This window comes from Micavibrio sp. TMED2, from assembly GCA_002168225.1.
Taxonomy (GTDB): domain Bacteria; phylum Pseudomonadota; class Alphaproteobacteria; order TMED2; family TMED2; genus TMED2.
Genome location: NHBH01000001.1, coordinates 1,173,443 through 1,197,340, shown reverse-complemented (window position 1 = coordinate 1,197,340; position 23,898 = coordinate 1,173,443). Strand labels below are relative to the sequence as shown.

The window sequence follows — 23,898 nt, the reverse complement described above, 5'->3', positions numbered from 1 at the left end:
GCTCCTGCCCTCACCTTAAACCTTCTCGACTTCCGGCTTGCCGAGCAGCCCGCTCGGCCGGAAGATCAGGACCAGAATGAGAATGGAGAACGCCGCGACATCCTTGTATTCGACATCGAAATAGCCGGACCAGAACGCCTCAATCAGGCCGATCAGCAAACCGCCCAACATGGCGCCCGGTAATGAGCCAATCCCGCCCAGAACCGCCGCGGTAAACGCCTTGATCCCGACGAGGAAGCCGATGAAGAAGTGGATTACACCGTAATACATCACCGCCATGGTCCCGGCGACGGCAGCCAGCGCCGCGCCCATCAGGAAGGTGGTGGAGATGGTCCGGTTCACATTGACGCCGAGCAGTGCCGCCATCTTCTGATCCTGTTCGCAGGAACGCTGCTGGCGACCGAGTGAGGTTTTCTGGATCAGGAAGGTAAAGCCAGCCATCAGAACGATGGTCAGGACAACAATCAGGATCTGCTGATAGCTGATGGTAACGTCAAAAGTCTCACCCTTAAGCAGGGTGACACCGCCCTCGAGCACCGGCGGCAGCGGCTTGACCCGCGCACCCTGTGCGATCTGCACATAGTTCTGCAGGAAGATCGACATACCGAGTGCGGAAATCAGCGGCGCGAGCCGGAATGAGCCACGCAGCGGCTTGTAGGCTATTCGTTCGACCGCCCAGCCATATATCGAGGTAAAGGCCATGGCGACCGCCAGCACCAGCACAATCGCCACCGGTATCGACACCACCGGCACATCGCCAAATCCGAGCAGCAGGAAGGTCATCAGCGAGATGAAGGCCCCCACCATGTAGATATCGCCATGGGCAAAGTTGATCATGCCGATAATGCCGTAAACCATGGTGTAGCCGATGGCGATCAATCCGAAGATCGCGCCAAGGGTCAGACCGTTAACGAGTTGCTGAAGGAAATATTCCATGGGGCTCCAGTATTTTGAGCAATGCCGTCATGCGCTTTGACGAATTTATGGCGAGACCTGCTTAGCCGATCAGGCCGCTATCAGCAAGGAACCGGCAAAATGAGCTGTTGAGAACCTTGGCAAACAGCGGTTTCAACTACGTCACATTTTCTTAACATTAACAAGACGCCGGATTGCTTAACTGATTTCACATACCCAGTCAATTAGGGTTTTATATTTAGAAAACCCTAAGAAAACAGCCATTTACTTGCATGAAAGTGATATGAATGAGTTGCTTGACGATAACGTAACAAGGAACGGTATTTCGTGAAGCCTGTAATCACCGCAACTGCTTTTGATGTTGACCTTATGAGCTTTGATGATGGCTGGCAGCCATTGACAGCCGATGGCGTCACGCAGGTCTGGTCGATCCTTTCGGCCACATTCGGACCACGGTTGAGCACACCTGAAAAGGTACGGCTGGCGGAACAGGAACCGTCCTTCCTTCATCATGGCAAGATATTGCGTATTCGCGGTCGTCGCGGCCTCGGCCAGACCACCCGTTATGCCATGCTGTTTTCCGATGGCACCTGTCTGGCGATTCGCTACTCCGCCCGGCTGATTGAGGAACTTGCCAGCAGGGATCGCCTGCACCTGACGCCCGATACCCTTGCCGATTATATCGAATTTTACTGGCGCTTTACCGAGCATGGCCGCCGCAATCGCCAGATTGATGGCGACCGGCCACTGGCGGTTGAAGCAGCGGCAAACGATGCCTGGTCGGTTACCGGCATCTGGCACGAGGATGGCCGCGCCATGCCGCTCAATGCACTCGTGCATGGCAATGGCCAGATCAGCTTTACCAGCGACGCAAGCGCCGGGTCGGTCACCAGTCAATGAGCCGACATTCCGCTCGGGCGGCACGCAAGGCGTCCCCCGTTTCCTCGAAACTCAACCGTCTCGCCAAGCAATTCCATGTGGAATATGAGGACGAGGATTACGGCGAGTATGAACATGAAGACCTCGCCAACGGTTTCCATGCAGCGCTGCACGCCCTGTCGGAAAGCCCCACCTTCACCGATATGATGCGCGAGGTCGGTCGCAAGCCGTTCAAGGTGATCTTCGATGACACCATGGAGGAATATGGCGCGATCGAACCGGATGAGCGGGTGATCTATCTGTCCAGCCATGCCAAGCCGGAACAGCTGATCTCGACCCTCGCCCATGAAATCCGCCATGCCTATCAGTATGCGACCATCATGGGCACCGACCGCGTTGACCGCTTGAAGCGGCGCGACTTCACGGTCTGGAACATGCTGCTCGAAGCCGACGCCGCCTCCAGTGAGGCGCAGGTTCTGGCCGAAATCCAGCACACAGAAATCGGTCCCGGTGCCCGTGAGGCAGCCAAGGAGTTGCCGTATTACCGTACCGTGCACACCGCCTTCGAGCGCGCGGTTGAGAGAGACCCGGCATCGCTCAAGGACGGCACGGCCCAGCTTGCCGCATTCAAACGCTATTTCCGCACCAATCTGGTCAGCATCTACAAGGAAGGCTTTGCCGAGTATTACAAGGAGTTGCGCGACGAGGGCATTCCGGCGGACCGGAATATTCCCAACACCGCCGCCAAACAGCTCGGTTGGCATCACAGCGGTGGTAATTACCTTGATAAGGACAAGGTGCTAAGCAAACGTACAGGTGAGTCACTGCGCCGAAATCCAATCTTCTTCGGTGGCAAGAAGCGCAAACCCGGTCGCAACCAGCGACTTGTCGATCCACGCCGCATGGCGCTGCTGATGCGTAACGAGAATGACAATCCGATCCCGGCCTTTGCCCGGCCGATCCGGCCCAAGGGGCATGAAGGCCGCTCGCTGCGCCCATTCTGATTCAAGGCCAGTTTAATTCGCGATAATCACGTAAGCGTCAGCGCTTATTGTGCAATCGCCACGACCGCGCTAGCCATAAACCTGCATGCCCTTTCCAGCGTTCTGTCGGAACAACCAGCCGATGCGCAAACCTGACATCCTGACCGTTCGGAACATCGCCGAAAAGCTGGCGACACGGGATGCCGTTACCGCATTGCTGGGGCCGGATCATGGATCATGGACCGTGACCGAAATCAGCGACGGCAATATGAATGCGGTGTTCCGGGTGGCCTCGGCACGGCAGTCCATCATCGCCAAATACGCCCCGCCCTATATCCGTGTAATCGGTGAGAGCTGGCCATTCCCGAGCAGCCGTATCGCCTTTGAACAGGCGGCGCTAACGGAATACCACCGCATCTGCCCGGATATGGTGCCGGCCATCATCGACTATGATGCCGATGCTGCCCTGCTGGTGATGGAGGATCTGGCCGGCTTCACGGTGCTGCGCCGCGCCCTGATCGAGGGCATGGCCCTGCCCCGGTTGGCTGAACAGGCGGGACAGTATCTGGCGCAAACCCTGTTCCACACCAGCGACCTCGCCCTGCCCACGGTCGCGAAGAAACAGCTTCTGGAGCGCTTCACCGGCAATGCCAAGCTGTGTGCGACGACCGAAACCGTAATCTTCACCGGTCCTTATTGGTCGGCGCCGCTCAACAAATGGAACCCGCTGCTCGACGATATGGTGAGCGCCATTCATCAGGACCGTGAATGGCATCAGGCGGCCGCCGATCTGAACGAGATTTTCCGTACCCGTACCCAATCCCTGATCCATGGCGATCTGCATACCGGCTCCATCATGGTGACACCGGATGCAACGCGCGTGATTGATGCCGAATGGGCATTTCACGGGCCCATGGGCTTCGATATCGGTGCCCTGATCGGCAATCTGCTGATTGCCTTCTGCGCTGTGCCGGGGCATGGCGACAACCGGGATTACGCAGACTGGATATTGCAGACGATCGAGGGCATCTGGCGGCATTTTGCCGAAGCGTTCCGGCAACTGGTCCTGACCCGGCGGCATGACGGCGATGACGCCCTGCTGCCCGCCCGATTGTTCGATGACCGGGCGGCACTGGCCTTCACCGACCGCTATCTGGCGCAGGTACTGACCGACAGTGCCGGCTTTGCCGGGGCCAAGATGACCCGCCGGGTAATCGGCATCTCCCATGTGGAAGATCTCGAGGAAATAAACGATCCCGCCTTGCGCGCCCGTTGTGAGCGCCATGTCCTGACAATTGCCCGCGATCTGGTGGTTGCGCGTAACACAATCCGGTCCATTTCAGATATAACCCCCCTAGCCCAGCGGCATCAGCCATAAGCAACAGGAGCAAATCCCATGTCAAACAGCCTCAACCTCTCCCGTCGTACATTGCTTGCCAGTTCCGGTGCCGGGCTGGTGCTCGCCACCACCAATGCCGCAACCGGCTTTGCCGCCGCCCCGATGATGGGTAGCGAAGCCGCGGTTTTCCGACGTGTGAAGCTCGGTGATTTCGAGATCACGACAATTTATGATGGCGCCTTTCAGGTACCCGATGCCCATAGCATCTTCGGCACCAATGTCTCGGAAACCGAGGTCAGCGAACTGGCGCTCGATAACATGCTGCCGCCCAAAGCACTGGAGATCGGCTTTACCCCGACCCTCATCAATACCGGCAGTGAGGTAATCCTGTTCGATGCCGGGAATGGTGCCGGTCGCCGTCCCAATGCCGGTGCCCTGCTGGCGCGCCTCGGTGCCGCCGGGTTCAGCCCGGAGCAGATCGATGTGGTGGTCCTGACCCATTTCCATTTCGACCATATCGGCGGCTTGATGGAAGACGGCAAACCTGCCTTCCCCAATGCCCGCTATGTCGCCCCCGGCACCGAATATGACTTCTGGACCAATCCCGATCTGGCGAGCAATGACGGCCTCGCTGGCGGACACCAACTGGTAATGACCAACATCGTCCCGCTGGCCGAGAAAACCACCTTTATCAAGGATGGCGACGATGTGATCAGTGGTATCACCGCCATGTCAGCATTCGGTCATACGCCGGGACATACGGTCTATCATGTGGAGAGCAACGGCCAGCGTCTGGTGATCACGGCGGATTCCGCCAACCACTTTGTCCTGTCGCTCCAGCGCCCTGACTGGCATGTCAAATTCGACATGGACAAGCAGAACGCCGCCGACAGTCGCAAGCAGGTATTCGGCATGATCGCCGCTGATCGGGTACCGTTCATCGGCTATCACATGCCATTCCCGGCCATCGGCTATATCGAGGCAAAGGATCAGGGCTATCGCTATGTGCCGCTGAGCTATCAGCTCAATCTTTAAGATCGACAAGCGGCTGTATCAGCCGAAACCGTTAGGCAACAGCATGACAGTCAAAGCGTCGCTTATCTGCGTATGTAATTGGGTCATCAAGACTTAAAGCTGTATGCTCTGGCTACTTCTACTGGGCAGCAGGATCACCATGAGCAAAGAGTATGACCTGAGGGGTGTTCGCGTACTGGTCGCCGAGGATAGCGAGTTCATGCGCTCGCTGATCAGTGACATTCTGACCGAACTATCCGTGGGCGACACGGTCGCCGTACATAATGGCGAGGAAGCCAAGGCAGAGCTGGAAAAAAGCAGCGAAGGCGATATGTCGACTCCGCTCTATGACCTGATTTTCTCCGACTGGGCCATGCAGCCATGCGATGGCTATGAGTTGCTCAAATGGGTACGCAGTCACCACAACCCGGACATCCGTTTCCTGCCGTTTATCATGGTATCGGCCTATTCAACCCTCGAATGGGTAACCCAGGCCCGCGATGCCGGTGTCACCGAGTTTCTCACCAAGCCGGTTTCGGTGCGTACCATCGTTGCCCGGCTGTCCAGCGTCATCGAAAAGCCTCGCGCCTTCGTCAAGACCGGTCAGTATTTCGGCCCCGACCGGCGACGCAGAGCCGTTCCCTATAACGGCACCGATCGCAGACGCTGACAGGTACATTTATTTTGGGACCTGCGGGTTGGCTATAGAAATAACCTGCTAATATTTGTATGATTACAACCAGTTCATCCGCATGGAGTGTTTATGTCACCTGATGATGACAAGACAGGCGATGATGCCCCGGCAGAATTTCTGCCCGCATCCCGCAAACTGCAAAAGAAGTCCGGCGGACCATCCGGAAAGTTCAGCAAGCACAAGGTTGAAGCCGCGCAGAGCAAGATCGACCAGCGCGCCGGTGCCTTTATGGAGCAGATGCGGCTTGAGCTGACCAAACTGCGCACTGCCTTCCGTGCGGTTGAGGAAGATCATGTGGCAAATGCAGAATCACTTGCCGTAATTGCTGCCACCGCCCGTGAGGTCAAGGGCATGGCCGGGACATTCGGCTTTGATCTGCTGACCCAGATCGGTGACAGCCTGTATGAGTTTGCGGTCGACCTGAAGGGTCTGTCGGAAAAGCGGATCAAGCTGATCGGCTCGCATATCGATGCCATGGAACTGGTGATCGACAAACGCATCACCGGTGATGGCGGCCCGGAAGCACGGGAACTGCTCGCCGCCATGGGCATCGCCACCGACAAGCTCGGCTGAGGCACAACTAACCCCAACCATCGCCACTGCACAGCTTCCCGGCATGACCGACCTGCTGTACACTGGTTCGCATGCAAACTGTCCCCGCATCGTCCATAATACGATCAGCCGTGATGATTGCTGTTATCGCCCTGCCGCTCATGCTGTCCGGATTTCCGGCGCATGGGCAGGATGCTGCCGGGCTGCCGGTTGATGTGGAACTGGTCATTGCCGCCGATGGGTCTGGGTCGATCTCGGATGAGGAATTGCAGGTCCAGCGCGAGGGCTATGCCGCCGCCATTACCGCACCGCAAGTGCTCAATGTCATTAAGGCCGGTATCTATAGCCGGATCGCCGTCACCTATCTGGAATGGGGCGGTGCCGACAGCCAGGAGGTCATCGCCGATTGGCACCTTATCGAAGATGAGGCCAGTGCCAGAGCCTTTGCCGATCTGATCCGCAGCGCACCACGCAAAGCCTATGGCTGGAACTCCATTTCCAATGCCATCGCTGTTGGCACGGCCATGATCCGCGACAATGCCTATGCCGGTTTTCGCAAGGTGATCGATGTCTCCGGTGATTCAGGCCAATATGGCGGGATGCCCCTGCCCATCGCCCGGCAACAGGCATTGGGTGACGGGATTACGATCAACGGGCTGGCGCTCAACTATCGCGGTGGCGGCATGACCGGGCCGGGCGGCATACCGCTTGTGCTGCATTACGAGCGGGACATCATCGGTGGCAATGGCGCTTTCGTCAAAACCGTCGAGGAACCGGCTGAATTTCACGACATCATTCTGGAAAAGCTGCTGCTGGAAATAGCCACGGCACCGGCACCAGATATGATCAAAACAGCGACCCGCTGATCCACATCTGATCAGTCAAAGCCGGGCAACCGCCCCGGATGACGCGGGATTTCGGTATCCCGGTTGATCGAGACAGCCATCATCAGCCCGAACCCGATCATCACCGCGAGCATGGCCGTCCCACCATAGGAGATGAGCGGCAGTGGTGCGCCGACAACCGGGATCAGCCCGGTGACCATGGAGATATTGACGGCCAGATACAGGAACAGGTTGACCGATAGGCCGAGCGCCAGCAACCGGCCGAAATGGTTGCGACAGCGGTGGGCAAGCAGGATGCCGTAGAGCAGGATCAGGGCGAAGAGCACAATCACCAATACGCCGCCCATAAGCCCCCATTCCTCGGCCCAGAGGGTGAAGATGAAATCGGTCTGCTTCTCAGGCAGAAAATTCAGGTGGCTCTGGGTTCCCTGCAGGAACCCCTTACCCGACACGCCGCCGGAACCAAGGGCAATCTTGGACTGGGTAATGTGATACCCGGCACCGAGCGGGTCCGCTTCGGGATTGATAAAGGTCATTACCCGCTTCTTCTGATAATCATGCAGTTGGGACCAGACCACCGGCACCGCCGCCGCACCAAGTCCTGCCGCCAATCCGAATTTCCAGAGCTGTACCCCGGACAGGAACACCATGGCACCACCGGCAGCAGCGATCATGATCGAGGTGCCGAGGTCCGGCTGTTTCAGCACCAGCGCCACCGGCAGGCCGATCAGTACCGCGGGCACAACCAGATTACGCCAGCGGGTCACTTCCTGGAGTGTCTGAGTGTGGTAGTAGCGAGCCAGCGCCAGCACCACGGCAATTTTCATGAACTCCGATGGCTGGATCTGCAAGGGACCGATCTGCAGCCAGCGCTGGGCGCCGCCGCCGATCTCGCCGATGATCGCAACCCCGATCAGGCTGAGAATGCCGATTGCATAAATCGGATAGGCAAGCCGGAACCAGTAACGCAGATCGATCATCGCCAGCATCATCATGGCGACAATGCCAATGCCAAGCCGAATGGCGTGTCGGTTTGCCCAGGGGTCCATGCTGCCACCGGCAGCCGAATAGAGCGCGGTCACACCGACACCGCCAATGCTCAGGATCAGGATCAGCAGGATAATTGAAATTCCGGTCAGACGGCGCAGTGGATGCCAGTCGCGATCCGGGCCGCCCAGTCCAACGAGGCTCATATGGCTGCACTCCCGGTGATCATATCGGTTGATCCAGTGGTGTTATCGCACCCGGCGACGGGTCCGCCGGGCGGCGTTCCTGTACCGCCTTCAGGATGTCGCGGGCAATCGGTGCCGCCGTGCTTGATCCACCACCGCCATGATCGACCACGACCGCACAGGCATAGCGCGGCCGGTCAAACGGCGCGAAACCGACAAACAGGGCGTGGTGGCGATACTTCCATTCCAGATCCTCGTTCTTCACCCCGGCCCGGCGGTCGGCAAGACTGATCCGCTTTACCTGTGCCGTACCGGTCTTGCCCGCCATTTCCATACCCGCCTCGGTGATCCGCGAGCGATAGGCTGTACCGCGCGCATGATTGGTCACCCGGTTCATGCCATTGAGTACGAGGCGCAAATGCTCTTTTGAGACATTAAGAGACTCTGCCTCACGGACAGGCTCTCCATCGCTGCCAAGGCTGCGAATGATCCGTGGCTCCACCGCCAGCCCACCATTGGCCAGCCGTGCCGTCATCAGGGCCAGTTGCAGCGGCGTTGTCAGGACATAGCCCTGCCCGATCGAGGCCACGAGGCTTTCACCGCGCTGCCAGCGTTCCCCGATCGCCCCCAGCTTCCAGTTCTGGTCCGGCATGAGGCCAGGGCGCTCACCCGGCAGATCAATACCGGTCAGTTGGCCTATACCGAACCGCCGCGCCATTTCGGCGATCTTGTCGATACCGAGCCGCATGGCCATTTCGTAGTAATAGACGTCACAGCTCTGGGCGAGGCTGTCGGCCAGATTCATATGACCATGGCCACCGCGTTTCCAGCAGTGGAACCGGTGGTTGCCAAGCTGCATATGGCCACGACAGAACACCGTCTCCTCGGGCGAGACGACACCGGCCTCCAGTGCTGCCAGTGCGGTCAGCATCTTGAAGGTGGAGCCGGGCGGATATTGCCCGCCGATTGCCTTATGGGTCAGGGGTGCCGCCGGGTCATTGAGCAGCCCCTGCCATTTGGTCGCCGAAATGCCATAGACAAAATCATTGGGATCGAAGCCCGGATGGGAGGCTAGCGCATAGACATCGCCACTGTGCACATCCATGACGGCTGCCGAGGCACTGCGTTCACGCGACAGCCGCTCATGGGTAAAGCGCTGCAACTCGGCATCGATGGTCAGCGCCATTTCATCACCGGGATGGCCCTCATCGCGGGACAGTTCCCGGATCACCCGACCCAGCGCATTGACCTCGACCTGACTGGTTCCGGCAATGCCACGCAGCTCGGTTTCATATTTCCGCTCAAGCCCGTTCTTGCCGATCTTGAATGACGGCAGGTTGAGTACCGGCTCCCCCGCCTTCTGGTCCGCAGGCGATACCGCACCGACATAGCCGATCATATGGGCAAAGGCCGGACCGTCCGGATAGTAGCGGACCGAGGCAACCTCGGTCTGGATACCCGGCAGATCGGGCAGGTTGACCTCAACCGTCGAGACCTGATCCCAGCTCAGGTTCTCCTTCACCGTTACCGGGGTGAAGGCACGCTTGCGGTGGATTTCCTTGATGATATCGGCAATCTCATCGTCATTGATCGGCACGAGGCTTTTCAGATCATTGAGCGTCTTCTCCACGCTCGGCGTCTGTTCGGAGACAACCACGAGCCGGAATGCCTGACGATTCGATGCCAGCGGCTCGCCATGACGGTCGGTGATGATACCACGCAGCGGGGCCAGGAGCCGGAGGTTGATCCGGTTGTCCTCGGCCAGCATGGTGTATCGATCGCCCTCAAGTACCTGCAACTGGTAAAGCCGTGCACCAAGCCCGGTAAACAGCGCCAACTGGCCCGCTCCCAGTATCAGAGCGCGGCGGCCGATTACTTTTTCACGATCAATGTCTCTGGCCATCCGGGACCTGGTTTCGCACCAGACTTCATCAGTTAATCAGGTCAGGACTGGCCCGCCAATTCAGCGCCAGTCAGTACGTGATTGCACCGGATCAACATCCAGCCAATCACCGGAAATATACCACAGCCCAGCCCGATATTGGCCAGCACCAATCCAAAACCTGCGACATCAAGTGTGAGCAGCGACACCAGCAACCAGCGCAACATTTCCACCACGACCAATACAACTGCAAAGCTGAGCCAGAGGAACGGGAACGGTTCGCGCAGGAATATCTGCCGCTGCATCGTGATCGGCCAGTAAACTGCCACCAGCAGGACCGCTGTCAGCCCGAGCGGCAGACCGGCCAGCGCATCAAATACCAGCCCGGCGGCAAACACACCCCAGACCGGCAGCCAGTCCGGGCGGTAAATCGCCCAGACAAACACCACCGCCAGCATATAGGGCGGCATGGTATCGCCCAGCAGCGGCAGGGAAATACGACTTATGCTGAAAATGATGGCAATAAACAGGGTCAGCGCCGGTACAAGTCGCGTCAGGAACTGTACCGATCCATGCGCGGCGAGTGACTTACCCATCCGTTGCCTGTTCGCTCGCAGGTGCCGCTTCGATCTGATCAGGCACTGCTTCTTCTGCCAGCGGATCATCGGCAATCGCGGTCGGCAGCAGGCTGACTATCGCCAGTTTCGACAGATTGACGCTCGGCTGGATACGGGCCTCAAGCTCGGAGCGACCGGTGACCGGGGTCAACGAGGTGACAGTGCCAAGCGGCAACCCTGCCGGGAAGATACCACCAACACCGCTGGTGACGATCTGATCGCCAATCGCGAGTGGCACATCGGTACGCACATAATGCACCCGTGGCTGGGCACTGTTGTCACCAGCCACCACCAGACGCTCGCCATTCTTCTCGAGCATCGCCGGGATGCGGCTGTTGAGATCGGTCATCAGCAGGATACGCGCGGAATGATGCCCGACATCCTGCACCCGACCGACAACGCCGGATGAGGTAACCGCAGGCATGCCCTTGGCAACCTCACGGTCCCTGCCGTGATCGATCAGGACGCTGCGGGCAAAGGCACCGCCGGTATCGGCAACCACCCGTGCGGAGAGTTCCGGATTGAGCCAGACCGCCTCATAATCCACCAGCTCGCGCAGATCACGGTTCTCAGCGCTCAAACGCTGTGCTGCCACATACCAGGCGCGCAGGCGTTCATTTTCCAGACGCAGACGCTCATTTTCCTCATGCAGGAACAGCAACTCCTTGCCGGCGGAAACAGCGTTCTCAACACTCGCAACGGGATGGGCAATGGCGGACAGAACCGGTGTCGTTGCATCAACGACAGCCATTTTGACGGGATCGGTCAGTTGCGGCTTGATCTGATCGGTAACAATCAGCCCCAGACCGAAGAACAGCAAACAGGGCGCAACCCATTTCAGGCTGGCGGACGGGCGCGCTATGGCGACGACACTGGTTGCTGGACGGGGCGCTTTGTTGTTCACGTCGTTAAGTGACCGTTATCTCTGTCATTCAAGAACGAATCAGTAGCTCGATACACTTGAAGTGTACCTCAGCTTGGCCGGGAAGTGCAGCCCCGGATGAATCAGGTGCCAGGACAGAAGGTCTCAGTGTGACTCGAAAGACTCTGTCCGGGGGCCTGAGGTGATCAGCCGTCGGCAACAAGTACGTTGCGCAGAACCTTGATCTCTTCCAGCGCCTTGCCGGTGCCGAGCGCGACACAGGTCAGCGGATCATCCGCCACCGTCACCGCAAGGCCGGTTGCCTGACGCAGGACGTAATCGAGATTACCGAGCAATGCGCCACCACCGGTCAGCACGATGCCCTTATCGACGATATCGGCCGCCAGTTCCGGCGCGGTGTGCTCGAGCGCGACCTTGACCGCCTCGACAATTGCCGCAACCGGTTCGGCGAGGCTTTCGGCAATCTGGCGTTCGCTAATCATGATCTCTTTCGGCACGCCATTCATCAGATCACGGCCCTTGATTTCCATCATCCGGCCTTCGCCATCATCCGGCGGGCAGGCCGACCCGATTTCCTTCTTGATCCGCTCGGCAGATGCCTCACCGGTCAGCAGGTTATGGTTGCGACGGATATAGGCGATGATCGCCTCATCCAGCTTGTCACCGCCAACCCGGACCGAGCGGGCATAGACAATGCCGCCGAGCGAGATCACGGCAACTTCCGTGGTCCCGCCACCGATATCGACAACCATGGACCCGGTCGGCTCGGTCACCGGCAACCCAGCCCCTATAGCGGCGGCCATGGGCTCTTCGATCAGGTGAACAATACGCGCACCGCCAGCCTCGGCAGACTCACGGATCGCCCGCTGCTCGACCTTGGTAGAGCCTGAGGGGACGCAGATGATGATCTCGGGGCTGGCGAAGCTCGCCCGGTTATGCACCTTCTTGATGAAGTGCTTGATCATTTCCTCGGCGATATCGAAATCGGCGATCACGCCATCACGAAGCGGTCGGATTGCCTGAATGTTGCCAGGGGTACGACCGAGCATCTGCTTGGCCTCGTTACCAACCGCCAGAACCTGACTCTTGCCGCGACGATTGGCGATTGCCACCACCGAAGGCTCGTTGAGGACGATACCACGCCCCTTGACGTAAACGAGGGTATTCGCTGTACCGAGGTCGATGGCCATATCAGCCGAGAAAAAGCCGAGAAGTTTTGAGAACATGGGACCGGTCTTAAGATGCTGCGCAGCAAGCCATGTGGCGCTGCAGAAAAATCACGATAGCCACAATACAGCGCAGAGCGGACCGGACTGCCAGTGTTAAAGTAAAGGCACCCACAGAAGCTGTTGATTAACCACAATTCTTGAACAGATGGGTCTGCAGAATACCGGCTGATTATCAGGTCAACTGTTTATCAGCCGGTATTTCTGGCAAGAATCGGTCAGGCGGTGAGCGCGTCCGGCGCCTTGCGCTGACGCTTGACGATCAGCTTGTTCAGCGCATGGACATAGGCGCGGCAACTGGCCACCAGCGTATCAATATCGGCACCGGAGCCGAGCACGGATTTGCCGTTTTCGGTGAGCTTGACCACAACCTCTGCCTGGGCATCCGTGCCGCCGGTAACCGCCTTCACCTCATACCGCTCAAGCACGGCATCATGGGGGAACAGCGCCCGCATGGCCCGGAAACAGGCATCGACCGGCCCCTGCCCTTCGGTTTCAACCGCCTTGACCTCGCCGTCAATGAATAGTTCCAGCTTGGCGACCTGCGGGCCTTCGCTGCCGGCCTGAATGCGTACGGATTTGAAGCGCAGGAAGTCGTTGTCGTGGCCCATCTCATCATCGACCAGCGCAATCAGATCCTCGTCATAGACATCCTTCTTGCGGTCGGCCAGATCCTTGAACCGCTGGAAAGCATCATTGAGGGCATTGTCACCCAGCTCATAGCCGAGCTCGGCCAGCTTCTCGCGGAACGCATGGCGACCGGAATGCTTGCCGAGCACCAGATTGCTCTCGGTCAGACCAACGGAAGCCGGGGTCATGATTTCATAGGTACCGGCATGTTTGAGCATGCCGTCCTGATGGATGCCGCTCTCATGGGCAAAGGCATTGGCCCCGACGATTGCCTTGTTCGGCTGGACCGAGAAACCGGTGATGGTTGAGATCAGGCGCGATGCCTTGGTGATCTGAGTAGAATCGATATTGGTGTCGAGATTGAACAGCTCGGCACGGGTGCGGAGCGCCATCACCACCTCTTCGAGCGCCGCATTACCGGCACGTTCGCCGATACCATTGATCGTGCACTCGACCTGACGGGCACCGGCCTGCAGACCGGACAGGGTATTGGCAACGGCCAGCCCCAGATCATTATGACAGTGAACAGACAGCACCGCCTTGTCGATATTCGGCACCCGGTCAAACAGCATCTTGATCAGAGCGTAATATTCCTCCGGCACGGTATAGCCGACGGTATCCGGGATATTGATCGTACGGGCACCACATTTGATCGCCGTCTCGACACAGCGGCACAGGAAATCATGATCAGTACGGGTGCCGTCCTCGGCGGACCACTCCACATCCTCGACCAGATTGCGTGCCAGGCTAACGCTGTTCTCGACCCGCTCCAGCACCTGCTCCGGCGTCATGCGCAGCTTGTGCTCCATATGCAGCGGCGAGGTGGAGATAAAGGTGTGAATGCGGTTGAGCGGGGCCGGTTTTACCGCCTCGGCGGCACGGGTGATGTCTTTCTCACTCGCCCGCGACAGCCCGGTGATACGGGCCTTCTTCGCCTGCTCGGCAATGCGCTGGACGGCTTCGAAATCACCATTCGATGCAGCCGGAAACCCGGCCTCGATCACATCGACGCCCATGGCTTCGAGTTGGGCGGCAACCCGCAGTTTTTCAGCGAGGTTCATGGAGCAGCCGGGTGACTGTTCACCATCACGCAGGGTGGTATCGAAAATGATCACCTGCTCACGATCAGACTGCTCAACTTTATTGGTCGTACTCATATTCTGTTGCTCCGGTTCCACCGCTCAAGCTCTGGTCACGGGTAATAGCCCAAGCCGGTGCCTGCCCTCCAGCAGGAATAGCATTAAATTCTGGGAAAAAGCGTAAACAGACGATGCACGATCCGCCACCGCTTGAATTATCCCCTGAGCGCTGGCTGTATTATTGCAAATTCGTCAGATGCATTCAGCCGAAACGAGCCCAGGGGCCGTTAAGTCGAAGAAGGTCGAGCAGAAGCGAGGATAGACCAGTGGCCTGATTGGCCGGTCCAATTCCTGCGATGGTAATGCGCTTCATGCTCATTTCAGCTCAACTCTGATTCAACTGTGATCAGTAGGTCTGATGTAGCCGCTCAAATAACGGCCTACAGGGAGAAGACTATGGCGATTTATAGCCAAGTGCAATGACCGAAATATGAAAAATTACCCGATTGCCGCGAAGACCGCGTGCCATCAGCGTCACATTTGCACACATACAATGGGCCGCATATTTGCTATCCCTGTTACTCAGGCTGTAAAAAGCTTAAATCTTAGTACTGTAAATCGGAAGCATGCGTGCTAAGAATGGGCAGGAATTAAAACATGTTGTTTCATCAGTTGCTGGGCGCTCTTTCCAGCCTTGTCCATAGTCTCGCACCTTTAGCCGTATCGCGGCCATAATGATTAAATCACTCAGCCTCTCCGCCCGCATTACTCTGTTCACGATGGTCTGCCTGATCGCTTTGGCGGCGGCATTGATTGCACCTGCTGCGCTGCAGGTACGGTTTATTCTCGAGAATAACGCGGTCGGTCGGCAGGCCAGTTACATGGCCATCATTTTCAACTATTTCAACAGCATCAGTGCGGAACCGTTTGAGCTGGACAATGGCGTGCTGCGGCGCGGATCGTTTGCCGTCGACACCGATATGCTCGAACAGATCAGTTCGCTGGTCAATGAAGTCGAGATCACGGTTTATCAGGGCTCGGAAATCTATCTCACCACCGTCGATATACCTACCGGCCTGAACGACCGTTTCTATCCGCGGCTGGTCGGTGAATATGGGCAGACCGTTCTCGACCCGGCGGTAGGTGGTGGCAAGCCGATCTACACCCAGGCCATTGCCTTCGGTGAACGGCAATTCATTGGCATTGAGCCAATCAGAAATGCCACCGGCATTCCAGTCGGCGCCATCATGATCAGCACGCCCTATTCCGCCTATGGCGAGGATGGCGACCAGATCATCAAGAATATTATCGTTATCGGCATTCTGGTGACGGTCCTGATTGCCTTTCTGGCGTCCTACATCATCAAGCGCCTGCTCGATCCGCTGGCCGATCTGCGGCAGGTCATGGACCAGTTGGCATTCGGCCAGATCACCGAGAATATACCTCATATGGAACTGCAGGACGAGATCGGTGCGATGGCTCGAACCCTTGCCGGGTTCCATGAAGCCCAGCGCGGACGCGAGTTGCTGCAGCAACAGCGCGAACAGGACCAACAGGAAGTCAGACAACGTTCAGATCAAATCATTGCGCTGGCGGATGAGTTTGATGGCCGAGCCCGCCATGTCCTGCTCGGTGTCTCCGATGCCAGTACCGAATTGCAGGCCACCGCCGACACCATGGCGCAATCTGCCTCACGCAGCCATGAACAAATCAACTCCGTGGCTGAATCTGCCAATGCCGCAGCCTCCAACGTACAGACGGTTGCCGCTGCGGCGGAAGAGCTGTCCAGCTCGATCAGCGAGATCACCCGTCAGGTCAGTCAAGCGACCACGATCACCAAACAGGCAGTTGCCGAATCCGAGGCCAACAGCGTCACCATTGAGAGCCTGCGCACCGCCGTTACCAAGATCGGTGAAGTTGCTGCCCTGATCAGCGCCATTGCCGAACAGACCAACCTGCTCGCCCTCAATGCCACCATTGAGGCCGCACGCGCCGGTGAGGCAGGCAAAGGCTTCGCCGTTGTTGCCTCCGAGGTGAAATCACTCGCCGGTCAGACCGCACAGGCAACGGAAGAGATCACCACCCAGATAACCGCGATTCAGGAAGCGACCCTGAATGCGGTCAAGGCGAACGAGAAGATCGCCCAGATCATCACCCAGATCGATGATATCGCGACCGGTATTGCCGCCGCGGTTGAGGAACAGGGTGCCTCCACGGTCGAGATTGCCCGTTCCGCCCATGAGGCGTCATCAAGCACCACCGATGTCACCAACCACGTTGATGGCGTGATCCAGGGGATCAACGAGACTTCGCAATCTGCCAATGATCTGAACAGTGCGGCAAGCCGACTCGCGATCGACGCAGAAGGCCTGAAAGCCGAAACCGAAGCCTTCCTGCACGAGTTGCGCGAGCAGCAATAAGGTCATTTCTCGACCTGATCCGAGTCGTTTGCGAGTCGTCCACATAGCGACCGCCCTTCACGCTTTCGTGCACGATAATCTTGCTGCCTGCCTTTATCCCCTCTGGCATGCTGTTGGCATGATGAGCATGACATATATATTTCGCCCCGTGATGATCGCTGCCGCTACTGCCGCCGCGCTCACTGTTGTCGCCCCAAGCACCGATGCCGCCGCCCAGACGCAGGCGACGGGAGCGCGCGAGCTGCTGCTGCTGTGTCAGGCGCGCGCCGAACAACCGGAGCTGGATCTGGCACAGTGCTCTGCCTATCTCCGTGGCTTCCTCGACCGGGTATTGCAGGATCAGGTGAATGGCCGCGAGCCGGAATTCTGTCCGCCACGGGCACGGGTTTCTGCCCAGACCGCCGCCTCCGCCCTGACCCGCCTCGCCTTCCGTGAACCGGCAGCACTGGATGAACCGGCACCGGTCTTCCTGTCGCTGGCGCTGCAACGGGCCTTCCCCTGCGAGATGCCGAATTTCGGTGAGCCGGTGGCCGATGGCATCCAGCCCGCCAATCCGGTTTCCATGAACCCGATGCCGGTCAGCCCGGCACCGGCCGCCACCGCGCAAGCCCATCAGATGCAGCCGCAGGTCTCTGCCGCACCGGCAGCTGCCTCCGCAGCCCCGGGCGCACAGCGCATGAAGGCACCGGGCGGTGTCAGAATGAATGAAATGGCCGCCGCTCCACAACAAGGGCAAGCGCCCGCTAGTGCCGGTCCGATCCAGAAGGCACTTGATGCGGCACAGGTCTCATCCCTGCCACCATCCCGTCCGGCAGTCGGTGCACCCGGATCCGTCGGCCCGGTACGCAACGCACCAGGCAATCGCATCCCGACCGATCGCGGCCACTTCGTTTCGACACAGGATGGGATGCGCGTCGCCATTCCACCGGGCCGGGCCGATGTCCATGCGGTACCGCTGGAAAGTGCACCGCCATCAACCAGCCGCGCCAGCGTCGCCAAATATGGCGAACTCAACCATACCCCGGCAGCACAGGCCGCCCGCGCAAGCCAGGCCCCGACCCCGCTCTACGGCCCGGTCGGCACGCAATAAGCCTAAAAACTGAGCTTCAGACTTATGCCGCACTGAACTCCAGGAATAGTGCAGAAATGAAAGTATAAATAAACGAATGGAACCGATAAAACACCCAAGATTGCAATAACAATAATAGCAGCCAATCTGGCGCCCCAAATGTTCACTCCGCCAATATCTTTAAAGTATTTTTTGGCATCGATCCGCTCATTGACAAAATTTTCATACAGGCCCTTGAATCTTAAGAGAACAAAGAACCTGCCAAAGCCACAGAAAAAAAACCGCAAAAGAAACCACAAAGGCAAAATATCCCATAACCCTCTGATTTTGAGCATTATTGATCCAAATACAATAAACATCGTTATTGATCCATATAACGCTGAATATAGATAAAGCTTTCTATACACAAACCAAACGAATGGAGATAAAAGAGGAAGAAAACAAAAGCTAAGCACTATTTTCTTTTTTTTCTTATAAAAACTCAAATACGTATTTTTATATTTTTCAAAATCTTTTCCGATAAAAATTTTATAAAGAGCCGCCCTTCCTGGCTTATCTGTATCGCCTGACTGTTGTCGCTCCAGAGCCTCAAGAGCTTTTTTCGCAACATCTAATGTTGCATCAGAATCTTGTTGATAGTCGCGATCATTCATAGCCTAAAGAACACCCGTTAAAAAAAAGCACTGGGCCGTTAGGCACCAGTGCTTTTTGCTATAATTATAGTATTACTCAGTTCTTCGCTTTGTCGACCAGTTTGTTTTTGGCGATCCATGGCATCATGGCGCGGAGTTTCTCGCCGACTTCCTCGATCTGGTGTGCGGCATGGTTGCGGCGGGTGGTCTTGAACCCGGTCTGGCCAACGCGGTTTTCCAGCATCCAGTCGCGGGTGAAGTTGCCGGACTGGATATCTTCCAGAACGCGCTTCATCTCGGCCTTGGTCTCATCGGTCACGATCCGTGGACCGGTCACATAGTCACCATACTCAGCGGTATTGGAGATCGAGTAGCGCATGTTGGCTAGGCCGCCCTCATACATCAGGTCAACGATCAGCTTCACCTCGTGCAGGCACTCGAAATAGGCCATTTCAGGCGCATAGCCCGCTTCGACCAGGGTTTCAAAACCGGCAACGATCAGGGCTGACAGGCCACCGCAGAGGACAACCTGCTCACCGAACAGATCGGTTTCGCACTCTTCCTTGAAGGTGGTTTCGATGATACCGGCACGGCCACCGCCATTGGCGCTGGCATAGGACAGGCCGAGGTCATGGGCAGAACCGCTGGCATCCTGATGGATCGCGATCAGGGTCGGAACACCGCCGCCCTTCTGGTATTCGGAGCGCACGGTATGGCCGGGGCCTTTCGGTGCAACCATCAGGACATCAAGATCGGGGCGTGGCTCGATCAGGCTGAAATGGACATTGAGACCATGCGCGAACATGATCGCGGCACCTTCCTTCATGTTCGGTGCGAGGTCTTCGTTGTAGATATCGGCCTGCAGCTCGTCTGGCGTCAGCATCATCAGCACATCGCCCCATTTGGCCGCTTCGGCAGCGGTCATGCAGGTGAAGCCGTCGGCCTCTGCCTTCTTGCGGGTTGATGAGCCCTCACGGAGTGCAATGCGGATGCTCTCGACACCGCTGTCACGGAGGTTGAGGGCGTGGGCATGGCCCTGGCTGCCATAACCGACGATGACAACATTCTTGCCCTTGATCAGGTTCAGATCGGCGTCGCGATCATAATAAACACGCATGATGGATAATCCTCGTTTGCTGGTTTTTTGTCTTTAACTGAATTGGAGAGAAAACTGGTGGCGACCTAGAAGCCGTGCTTGCCGCGAGACATGGCAACCGACCCGGTGCGGGAGACATCGACCATGCCGAGCGGACGCATGAGTTCCAGAAAGGCATCGATCTTGTCCGCCTTGCCGGTGATCTCGAAAGCGAAGCTCTCATGGGTGCTGTCAACCACATTGGCCCGGAAGATGTCGGCGATACGAAGTGCCTCGATCCGGTCATTGCCCTTGCCGGCAACCTTGATCAGGCAAAGCTCACGCTCGACGAAATTGCCTTCCTCGGTCAGGTCAGAGACCCGGTGCACCGGCACCAGACGCTCAAGCTGTGCCTTGATCTGCTCGATCACCATGGGGGTACCGATGGTAACCACAGTAATACGGCTGAGCGCCTTCTTGTGGTCGACCTCGGCAACGGTCAGGCTTTCGATGTTGTAGCCGCGCCCGGAGAACAGGCCGATGACACGCGCCAGAACACCGGGTTCGTTATCGACGACAACCGCAAGCGTATGGCGCTCGAGCGCTGGATCTTCTTTACTCATGGCATTTTCACTTCGGGGAAGACGGGATAGTCACCTGACCGGGTCAAAGCGCGGGGTTGCTGCGCGATGTGGTCCAAGAGAAAACTGGCAATTACCCGTTTGGAAAAGAACGAAGGTTGCGACAGGGGTTTACGCGGAAACACACCCCCGCCGCAACTGTTTCAGGCAGGCAAAGCGCCGGTTTTAGACCAGCACCATGCCTTCCTCGAATTTCTCCGGCGTCTGGCGATCATTCGGTCCGAGCAGAATCTCGTTATGCGCGGCACCGCCCGGGATCATCGGGAAGCAGTTCTCCGCCTTGTCGACGCAGATATCGGCAATGACCGGACGGTCAACAGCCAGCATCTCGTCAATGACGCCATCAAGCTCATCCGCCTTGGTCGCCCGTAGGCCGACACAGTGGAAGCTCTCGGCCAGCTTGACGAAGTCAGGCAGCGCCTCGGAATAGCTGCTGGAATAGCGGGAACCGTGGAGCAGCTCCTGCCACTGGCGCACCATGCCCATATATTCGTTGTTCAGGATGAACACTTTCACCGGCAGCTTGTACTGCGCCAGCGTGCCCAGTTCCTGAATATTCATCAGGATCGAGGCCTCACCGGCAACATCAATGCAGAGCGCATCAGGATGGGCAATCTGGGCACCCATGGCGGCCGGCAGGCCATAGCCCATGGTACCGAGGCCACCGGATGTCAGCCAGCGGTTCGGTTTGTCAAACGGGATGAACTGGGCGGCCCACATCTGATGCTGGCCAACCTCGGTGGAAACAATGCGATGACCGTGGTGATTGGTCTTCTCGACCAGTCGCTGAATCGCATATTGCGGTTTGATGATCTCGCCTTCTTGCTTGTATTTCAGGCAATCGACCTCACGCCATTTCTGGATCTGTTTCCACCATTTGGCGGTCCGGTCCGGATCGGCCTTGTAGCCGCGCTTGCGCCAGACACGGATCATCGCCTCCAGCACGCGCTCGCAGTCGCCGATGATCGGCAGATCGACATTGATCGTCTTGTTGATCGAGCTCGGATCGATGTCCACATGGATTTTCTTTGAACCGGGTGAGAACTCGGAGGTCTTGCCAGTCACGCGGTCATCGAAACGGGCACCGATATTGACCATGACATCGCAATGATACATCGCGAGGTTCGCCTCGTAGGTACCGTGCATGCCGAGCATGCCCAGATGCTGGCGATCGGTCATTGGATACCCGCCCAGTCCCATCAGGGTCGAGGTGCAGGGATAGCCGGTCATCTTGACGAATTCAGTCAGCAGCGCCGAAGCCCGCGGACCGGAATTGATGACACCACCACCGGTATAGAAGATCGGGCGCTTGGCCTTGGCGATCATCTCAACGGCTTTTTCGATCCGCTTGTCTTCCGGCTCATAGCTCGGCTGGTAGGTACGGTGGACGATCTCTTCCGGGGAGACATACTCGCCATCGGCGAACTGCACATCCTTCGGCAGATCAACCACGACCGGGCCGGGACGACCGGTGCGGGCAACGTAGAACGCCTCATGCATGGTCCGGGCAAGATCATTTGGGTCCTTGACCAGATAATTATGCTTGGTACAGGGGCGGGTAATGCCGGTGGTATCGCACTCCTGGAACGCGTCATTGCCGATCAGATGGGTTGGCACCTGACCGGTCAGGCAGACTAGCGGAATGCTGTCCATCATGGCATCGGTCAGACCGGTCACCGCATTGGTGGCACCGGGACCGGAGGTAACCAGAACGCAGCCGACCTTGCCGGTGGACCGGGCATAGCCCTCGGCCGCATGGACCGCCGCCTGCTCATGGCGCACAAGGATGTGCCGGATGTGGTTCTGTTTGAAGAGTGCATCATAGATCGGTAGTACCGCCCCGCCCGGGTACCCGAAAATTGTATCAACGCCCTGATCGACCAAAGCCCGAAGGACCAGTTCCGCACCGCTCATGACTTCAGCAGGCGCATCCTTTGCCCGCTTCTTGTTGCCGTGTTTTGGATCCGTGTTCGCGGGCTTGCCCGGCTTCACCTGAGCCGTGGTCATCGCACCGGCGGTGGTCCGTTTGGACATCATCGCCTCAGACATTGCTTCTCTGCTCCTCAAATTGTCCCTCTCGGGGGACGTGTTTTCCCATAACCGGCTGCACGTGCTTTGCGGGGCATGGGGCATGCCGGTTGTTTTGGTGTCGTTACGACTGTTCTCAAAAGCCGCCACCGCTTAAAAGGTCAGCATTTCTGACATTTAGGCGATATTGACGACCTATCTGGACTATACTGCGGTGCAATGTAGGGTCAACCACAGATTGATCATTTTTTTCAAAAACCAGCCAGAAAACTTTCCGAAAGTTGCGCAGTTTGAACATGGCTGACTTGCAATTTTCGGTCATGTGGCGGTTTTCCACGTGATTCCATCGGTTTATCCGGCGGTAGCTGATTGCGGAACCAGGTGTATTGGCGCTTGGCATAATGCCGCGTCGATTGCTGCCCTGCGGCAATCGCTTCCTCCAGCCCCATCTCGCCCCGGCAATAGGCCGCGATCTCCGGCACCCCGACGGCGCGCAGCAGGCTGACATAGGGCGGAAGGTCCATGGCCAGCAAGGCACGGACCTCATCAACCCCGCCCTTGGCCGCAATGAGGGCAAAGCGGGCATCGCATTGCCGGTACAGCCATGCCCGGTCCGGCATCACCACCTGTACATGAAAGCGCAGATCATCCGGCGGCGGCTCCGGTGCCACGGCCTGCCATTCGGCCAGCGAGATACCTGTCGCCTTGAGCACCGACAGGGCACGGGCAATGCGTTGGGCATCGGTGGAGCGCAGTTTGGCCGCCATCTTCGGATCACGTGCCTTCAACTCGGCATGGAGCGCCTCTGCCCCCTCAGCCTCGATCCGCTGGCGAATGTCATCGGTGATCTGTTCCGGGATCGCCGGGATCGGCGACAAGCCCTCAACCAGCGCCTTGATATAGAAGCCGGTGCCTCCAACCAGTATCGGCACCTGCCCCGCCTCATGAGCGGCACTGATCTCGGCCAGTGCCATGCGCCGCCAATCGGCAGCCGAATTGCGGTCCGTAGCTGACAACACGCCGTAGAGCCGATGCGGCAGCCGCGCCATATCCCGCGCATCGGGACAGGCGGTCATCAGCGGCAGTTCCCGATAGAGCTGCATACTGTCGGCATTGATAATGACGGCACGGTCAGCACCGCCAAGCGCCTCGCCCAGTTCAAGGGCAAGGCCGGATTTACCGCTGGCGGTCGGGCCAGCGATGATCGCAACCGATTTGGTGCTGGTGGTTTCGCGAAGTGATGAGGTCTGACGCGGTTTCATAGACACAAGGCTTTAGTTCCTGATGCGTCCACACGCAACCGGACAGTCGCCTGCCGCGACC

General features: G+C 58.0%; 21 protein-coding genes. 9 read left to right on the top strand and 12 right to left on the bottom strand.

The window, feature by feature from the left end; translation table 11 throughout:
- Nucleotides 1-15 precede the first annotated feature (15 nt).
- Nucleotides 16-936, bottom strand: coding sequence for a branched-chain amino acid ABC transporter permease LivH (locus CBB62_05745; protein OUT41814.1), 921 nt, complete (start codon nt 934-936; stop codon nt 16-18).
- Between the two features lie 306 nt (nt 937-1,242).
- Here CBB62_05745 and CBB62_05740 point away from each other — a divergent pair, with 306 nt between their 5' ends.
- The 7 genes from CBB62_05740 to CBB62_05710 all read left to right on the top strand — a co-directional run bounded on the left by CBB62_05740 (nt 1,243) and on the right by CBB62_05710 (nt 7,242).
- Nucleotides 1,243-1,815, top strand: coding sequence for a hypothetical protein (locus tag CBB62_05740; protein OUT41813.1), 573 nt, complete (start codon nt 1,243-1,245; stop codon nt 1,813-1,815).
- Nucleotides 1,812-2,798: a hypothetical protein gene (locus tag CBB62_05735; protein ID OUT41812.1), complete on the top strand. Its 987-nt coding sequence runs from the start codon at nt 1,812-1,814 to the stop codon at nt 2,796-2,798. The genes CBB62_05740 and CBB62_05735 overlap by 4 nt, the downstream gene beginning before the upstream one ends.
- 85 nt (nt 2,799-2,883) lie before the next feature.
- A complete protein-coding gene (locus tag CBB62_05730; GenBank protein OUT41811.1) occupies nt 2,884-4,155 on the top strand; it encodes an S-methyl-5-thioribose kinase in 1,272 nt (423 codons plus the stop codon).
- Nucleotides 4,156-4,173: 18 nt separating this feature from the next.
- Nucleotides 4,174-5,151: an MBL fold metallo-hydrolase gene (locus CBB62_05725; protein ID OUT41810.1), complete on the top strand. Its 978-nt coding sequence runs from the start codon at nt 4,174-4,176 to the stop codon at nt 5,149-5,151.
- Between the two features lie 103 nt (nt 5,152-5,254).
- Nucleotides 5,255-5,800 (top strand): hypothetical protein, encoded by a 546-nt coding sequence (locus CBB62_05720; protein ID OUT41809.1) that lies wholly within the window; start codon nt 5,255-5,257, stop codon nt 5,798-5,800.
- 93 nt (nt 5,801-5,893) lie between these two features.
- Nucleotides 5,894-6,397, top strand: coding sequence for a hypothetical protein (locus tag CBB62_05715; protein OUT41808.1), 504 nt, complete (start codon nt 5,894-5,896; stop codon nt 6,395-6,397).
- Between the two features lie 95 nt (nt 6,398-6,492).
- Complete coding sequence (locus CBB62_05710; GenBank protein OUT42668.1) at nt 6,493-7,242, top strand: hypothetical protein; 750 nt, start codon at nt 6,493-6,495, stop codon at nt 7,240-7,242.
- Nucleotides 7,243-7,253: 11 nt separating this feature from the next.
- On the opposite strand, the gene CBB62_05705 is transcribed toward CBB62_05710, so the two are convergent.
- The 6 genes from CBB62_05705 to CBB62_05680 form a co-directional block, all read right to left on the bottom strand.
- The gene (locus CBB62_05705; protein ID OUT41807.1) at nt 7,254-8,414 is read right to left on the bottom strand and encodes a rod shape-determining protein RodA; all 1,161 of its coding nucleotides are present in this window, start codon (nt 8,412-8,414) and stop codon (nt 7,254-7,256) included.
- Nucleotides 8,415-8,433: 19 nt separating this feature from the next.
- The gene (locus CBB62_05700) at nt 8,434-10,296 is read right to left on the bottom strand and encodes a penicillin-binding protein 2 (GenBank protein OUT41806.1); all 1,863 of its coding nucleotides are present in this window, start codon (nt 10,294-10,296) and stop codon (nt 8,434-8,436) included.
- Between the two features lie 41 nt (nt 10,297-10,337).
- Nucleotides 10,338-10,940: a rod shape-determining protein MreD gene (locus CBB62_05695; protein ID OUT41805.1), complete on the bottom strand. Its 603-nt coding sequence runs from the start codon at nt 10,938-10,940 to the stop codon at nt 10,338-10,340.
- Entirely contained in the window at nt 10,864-11,796 is a 933-nt protein-coding gene (locus CBB62_05690; GenBank protein ID OUT41804.1) for a rod shape-determining protein MreC, read from the bottom strand. Before CBB62_05690 ends, CBB62_05695 begins: the two co-directional genes overlap by 77 nt.
- A 164-nt stretch (nt 11,797-11,960) precedes the next feature.
- Complete coding sequence (locus CBB62_05685) at nt 11,961-13,001, bottom strand: rod shape-determining protein (GenBank protein ID OUT41803.1); 1,041 nt, start codon at nt 12,999-13,001, stop codon at nt 11,961-11,963.
- A gap of 218 nt (nt 13,002-13,219) precedes the next feature.
- On the bottom strand, nt 13,220-14,788 hold the full coding sequence (locus tag CBB62_05680) for a 2-isopropylmalate synthase (protein OUT41802.1): 1,569 nt from the start codon (nt 14,786-14,788) through the stop codon (nt 13,220-13,222).
- A gap of 656 nt (nt 14,789-15,444) precedes the next feature.
- Here CBB62_05680 and CBB62_05675 point away from each other — a divergent pair.
- Nucleotides 15,445-17,130, top strand: a complete 1,686-nt coding sequence (locus tag CBB62_05675; GenBank protein ID OUT41801.1) for a hypothetical protein — start codon at nt 15,445-15,447, stop codon at nt 17,128-17,130.
- Nucleotides 17,131-17,248: 118 nt separating this feature from the next.
- Nucleotides 17,249-18,220 carry a hypothetical protein gene (locus CBB62_05670; GenBank protein OUT41800.1) on the top strand — a complete coding sequence of 324 codons (972 nt, stop codon included), beginning with the start codon at nt 17,249-17,251 and terminating at the stop codon, nt 18,218-18,220.
- A gap of 2 nt (nt 18,221-18,222) precedes the next feature.
- Here the strand turns inward: CBB62_05670 and CBB62_05665 are convergent, their stop codons facing one another.
- The 5 genes from CBB62_05665 to CBB62_05645 form a co-directional block, all read right to left on the bottom strand.
- Nucleotides 18,223-18,852, bottom strand: coding sequence for a hypothetical protein (locus CBB62_05665; GenBank protein ID OUT41799.1), 630 nt, complete (start codon nt 18,850-18,852; stop codon nt 18,223-18,225).
- A 76-nt stretch (nt 18,853-18,928) separates the two neighbouring features.
- Nucleotides 18,929-19,948 carry a ketol-acid reductoisomerase gene (locus CBB62_05660; protein OUT41798.1) on the bottom strand — a complete coding sequence of 340 codons (1,020 nt, stop codon included), beginning with the start codon at nt 19,946-19,948 and terminating at the stop codon, nt 18,929-18,931.
- A 65-nt stretch (nt 19,949-20,013) separates the two neighbouring features.
- Nucleotides 20,014-20,529, bottom strand: coding sequence for an acetolactate synthase small subunit (locus CBB62_05655; protein OUT41797.1), 516 nt, complete (start codon nt 20,527-20,529; stop codon nt 20,014-20,016).
- Nucleotides 20,530-20,712: 183 nt separating this feature from the next.
- The gene (locus tag CBB62_05650; GenBank protein ID OUT42667.1) at nt 20,713-22,554 is read right to left on the bottom strand and encodes an acetolactate synthase 3 large subunit; all 1,842 of its coding nucleotides are present in this window, start codon (nt 22,552-22,554) and stop codon (nt 20,713-20,715) included.
- Between the two features lie 272 nt (nt 22,555-22,826).
- On the bottom strand, nt 22,827-23,837 hold the full coding sequence (locus CBB62_05645) for a tRNA (adenosine(37)-N6)-dimethylallyltransferase MiaA (GenBank protein ID OUT41796.1): 1,011 nt from the start codon (nt 23,835-23,837) through the stop codon (nt 22,827-22,829).
- Nucleotides 23,838-23,898 lie beyond the last annotated feature (61 nt).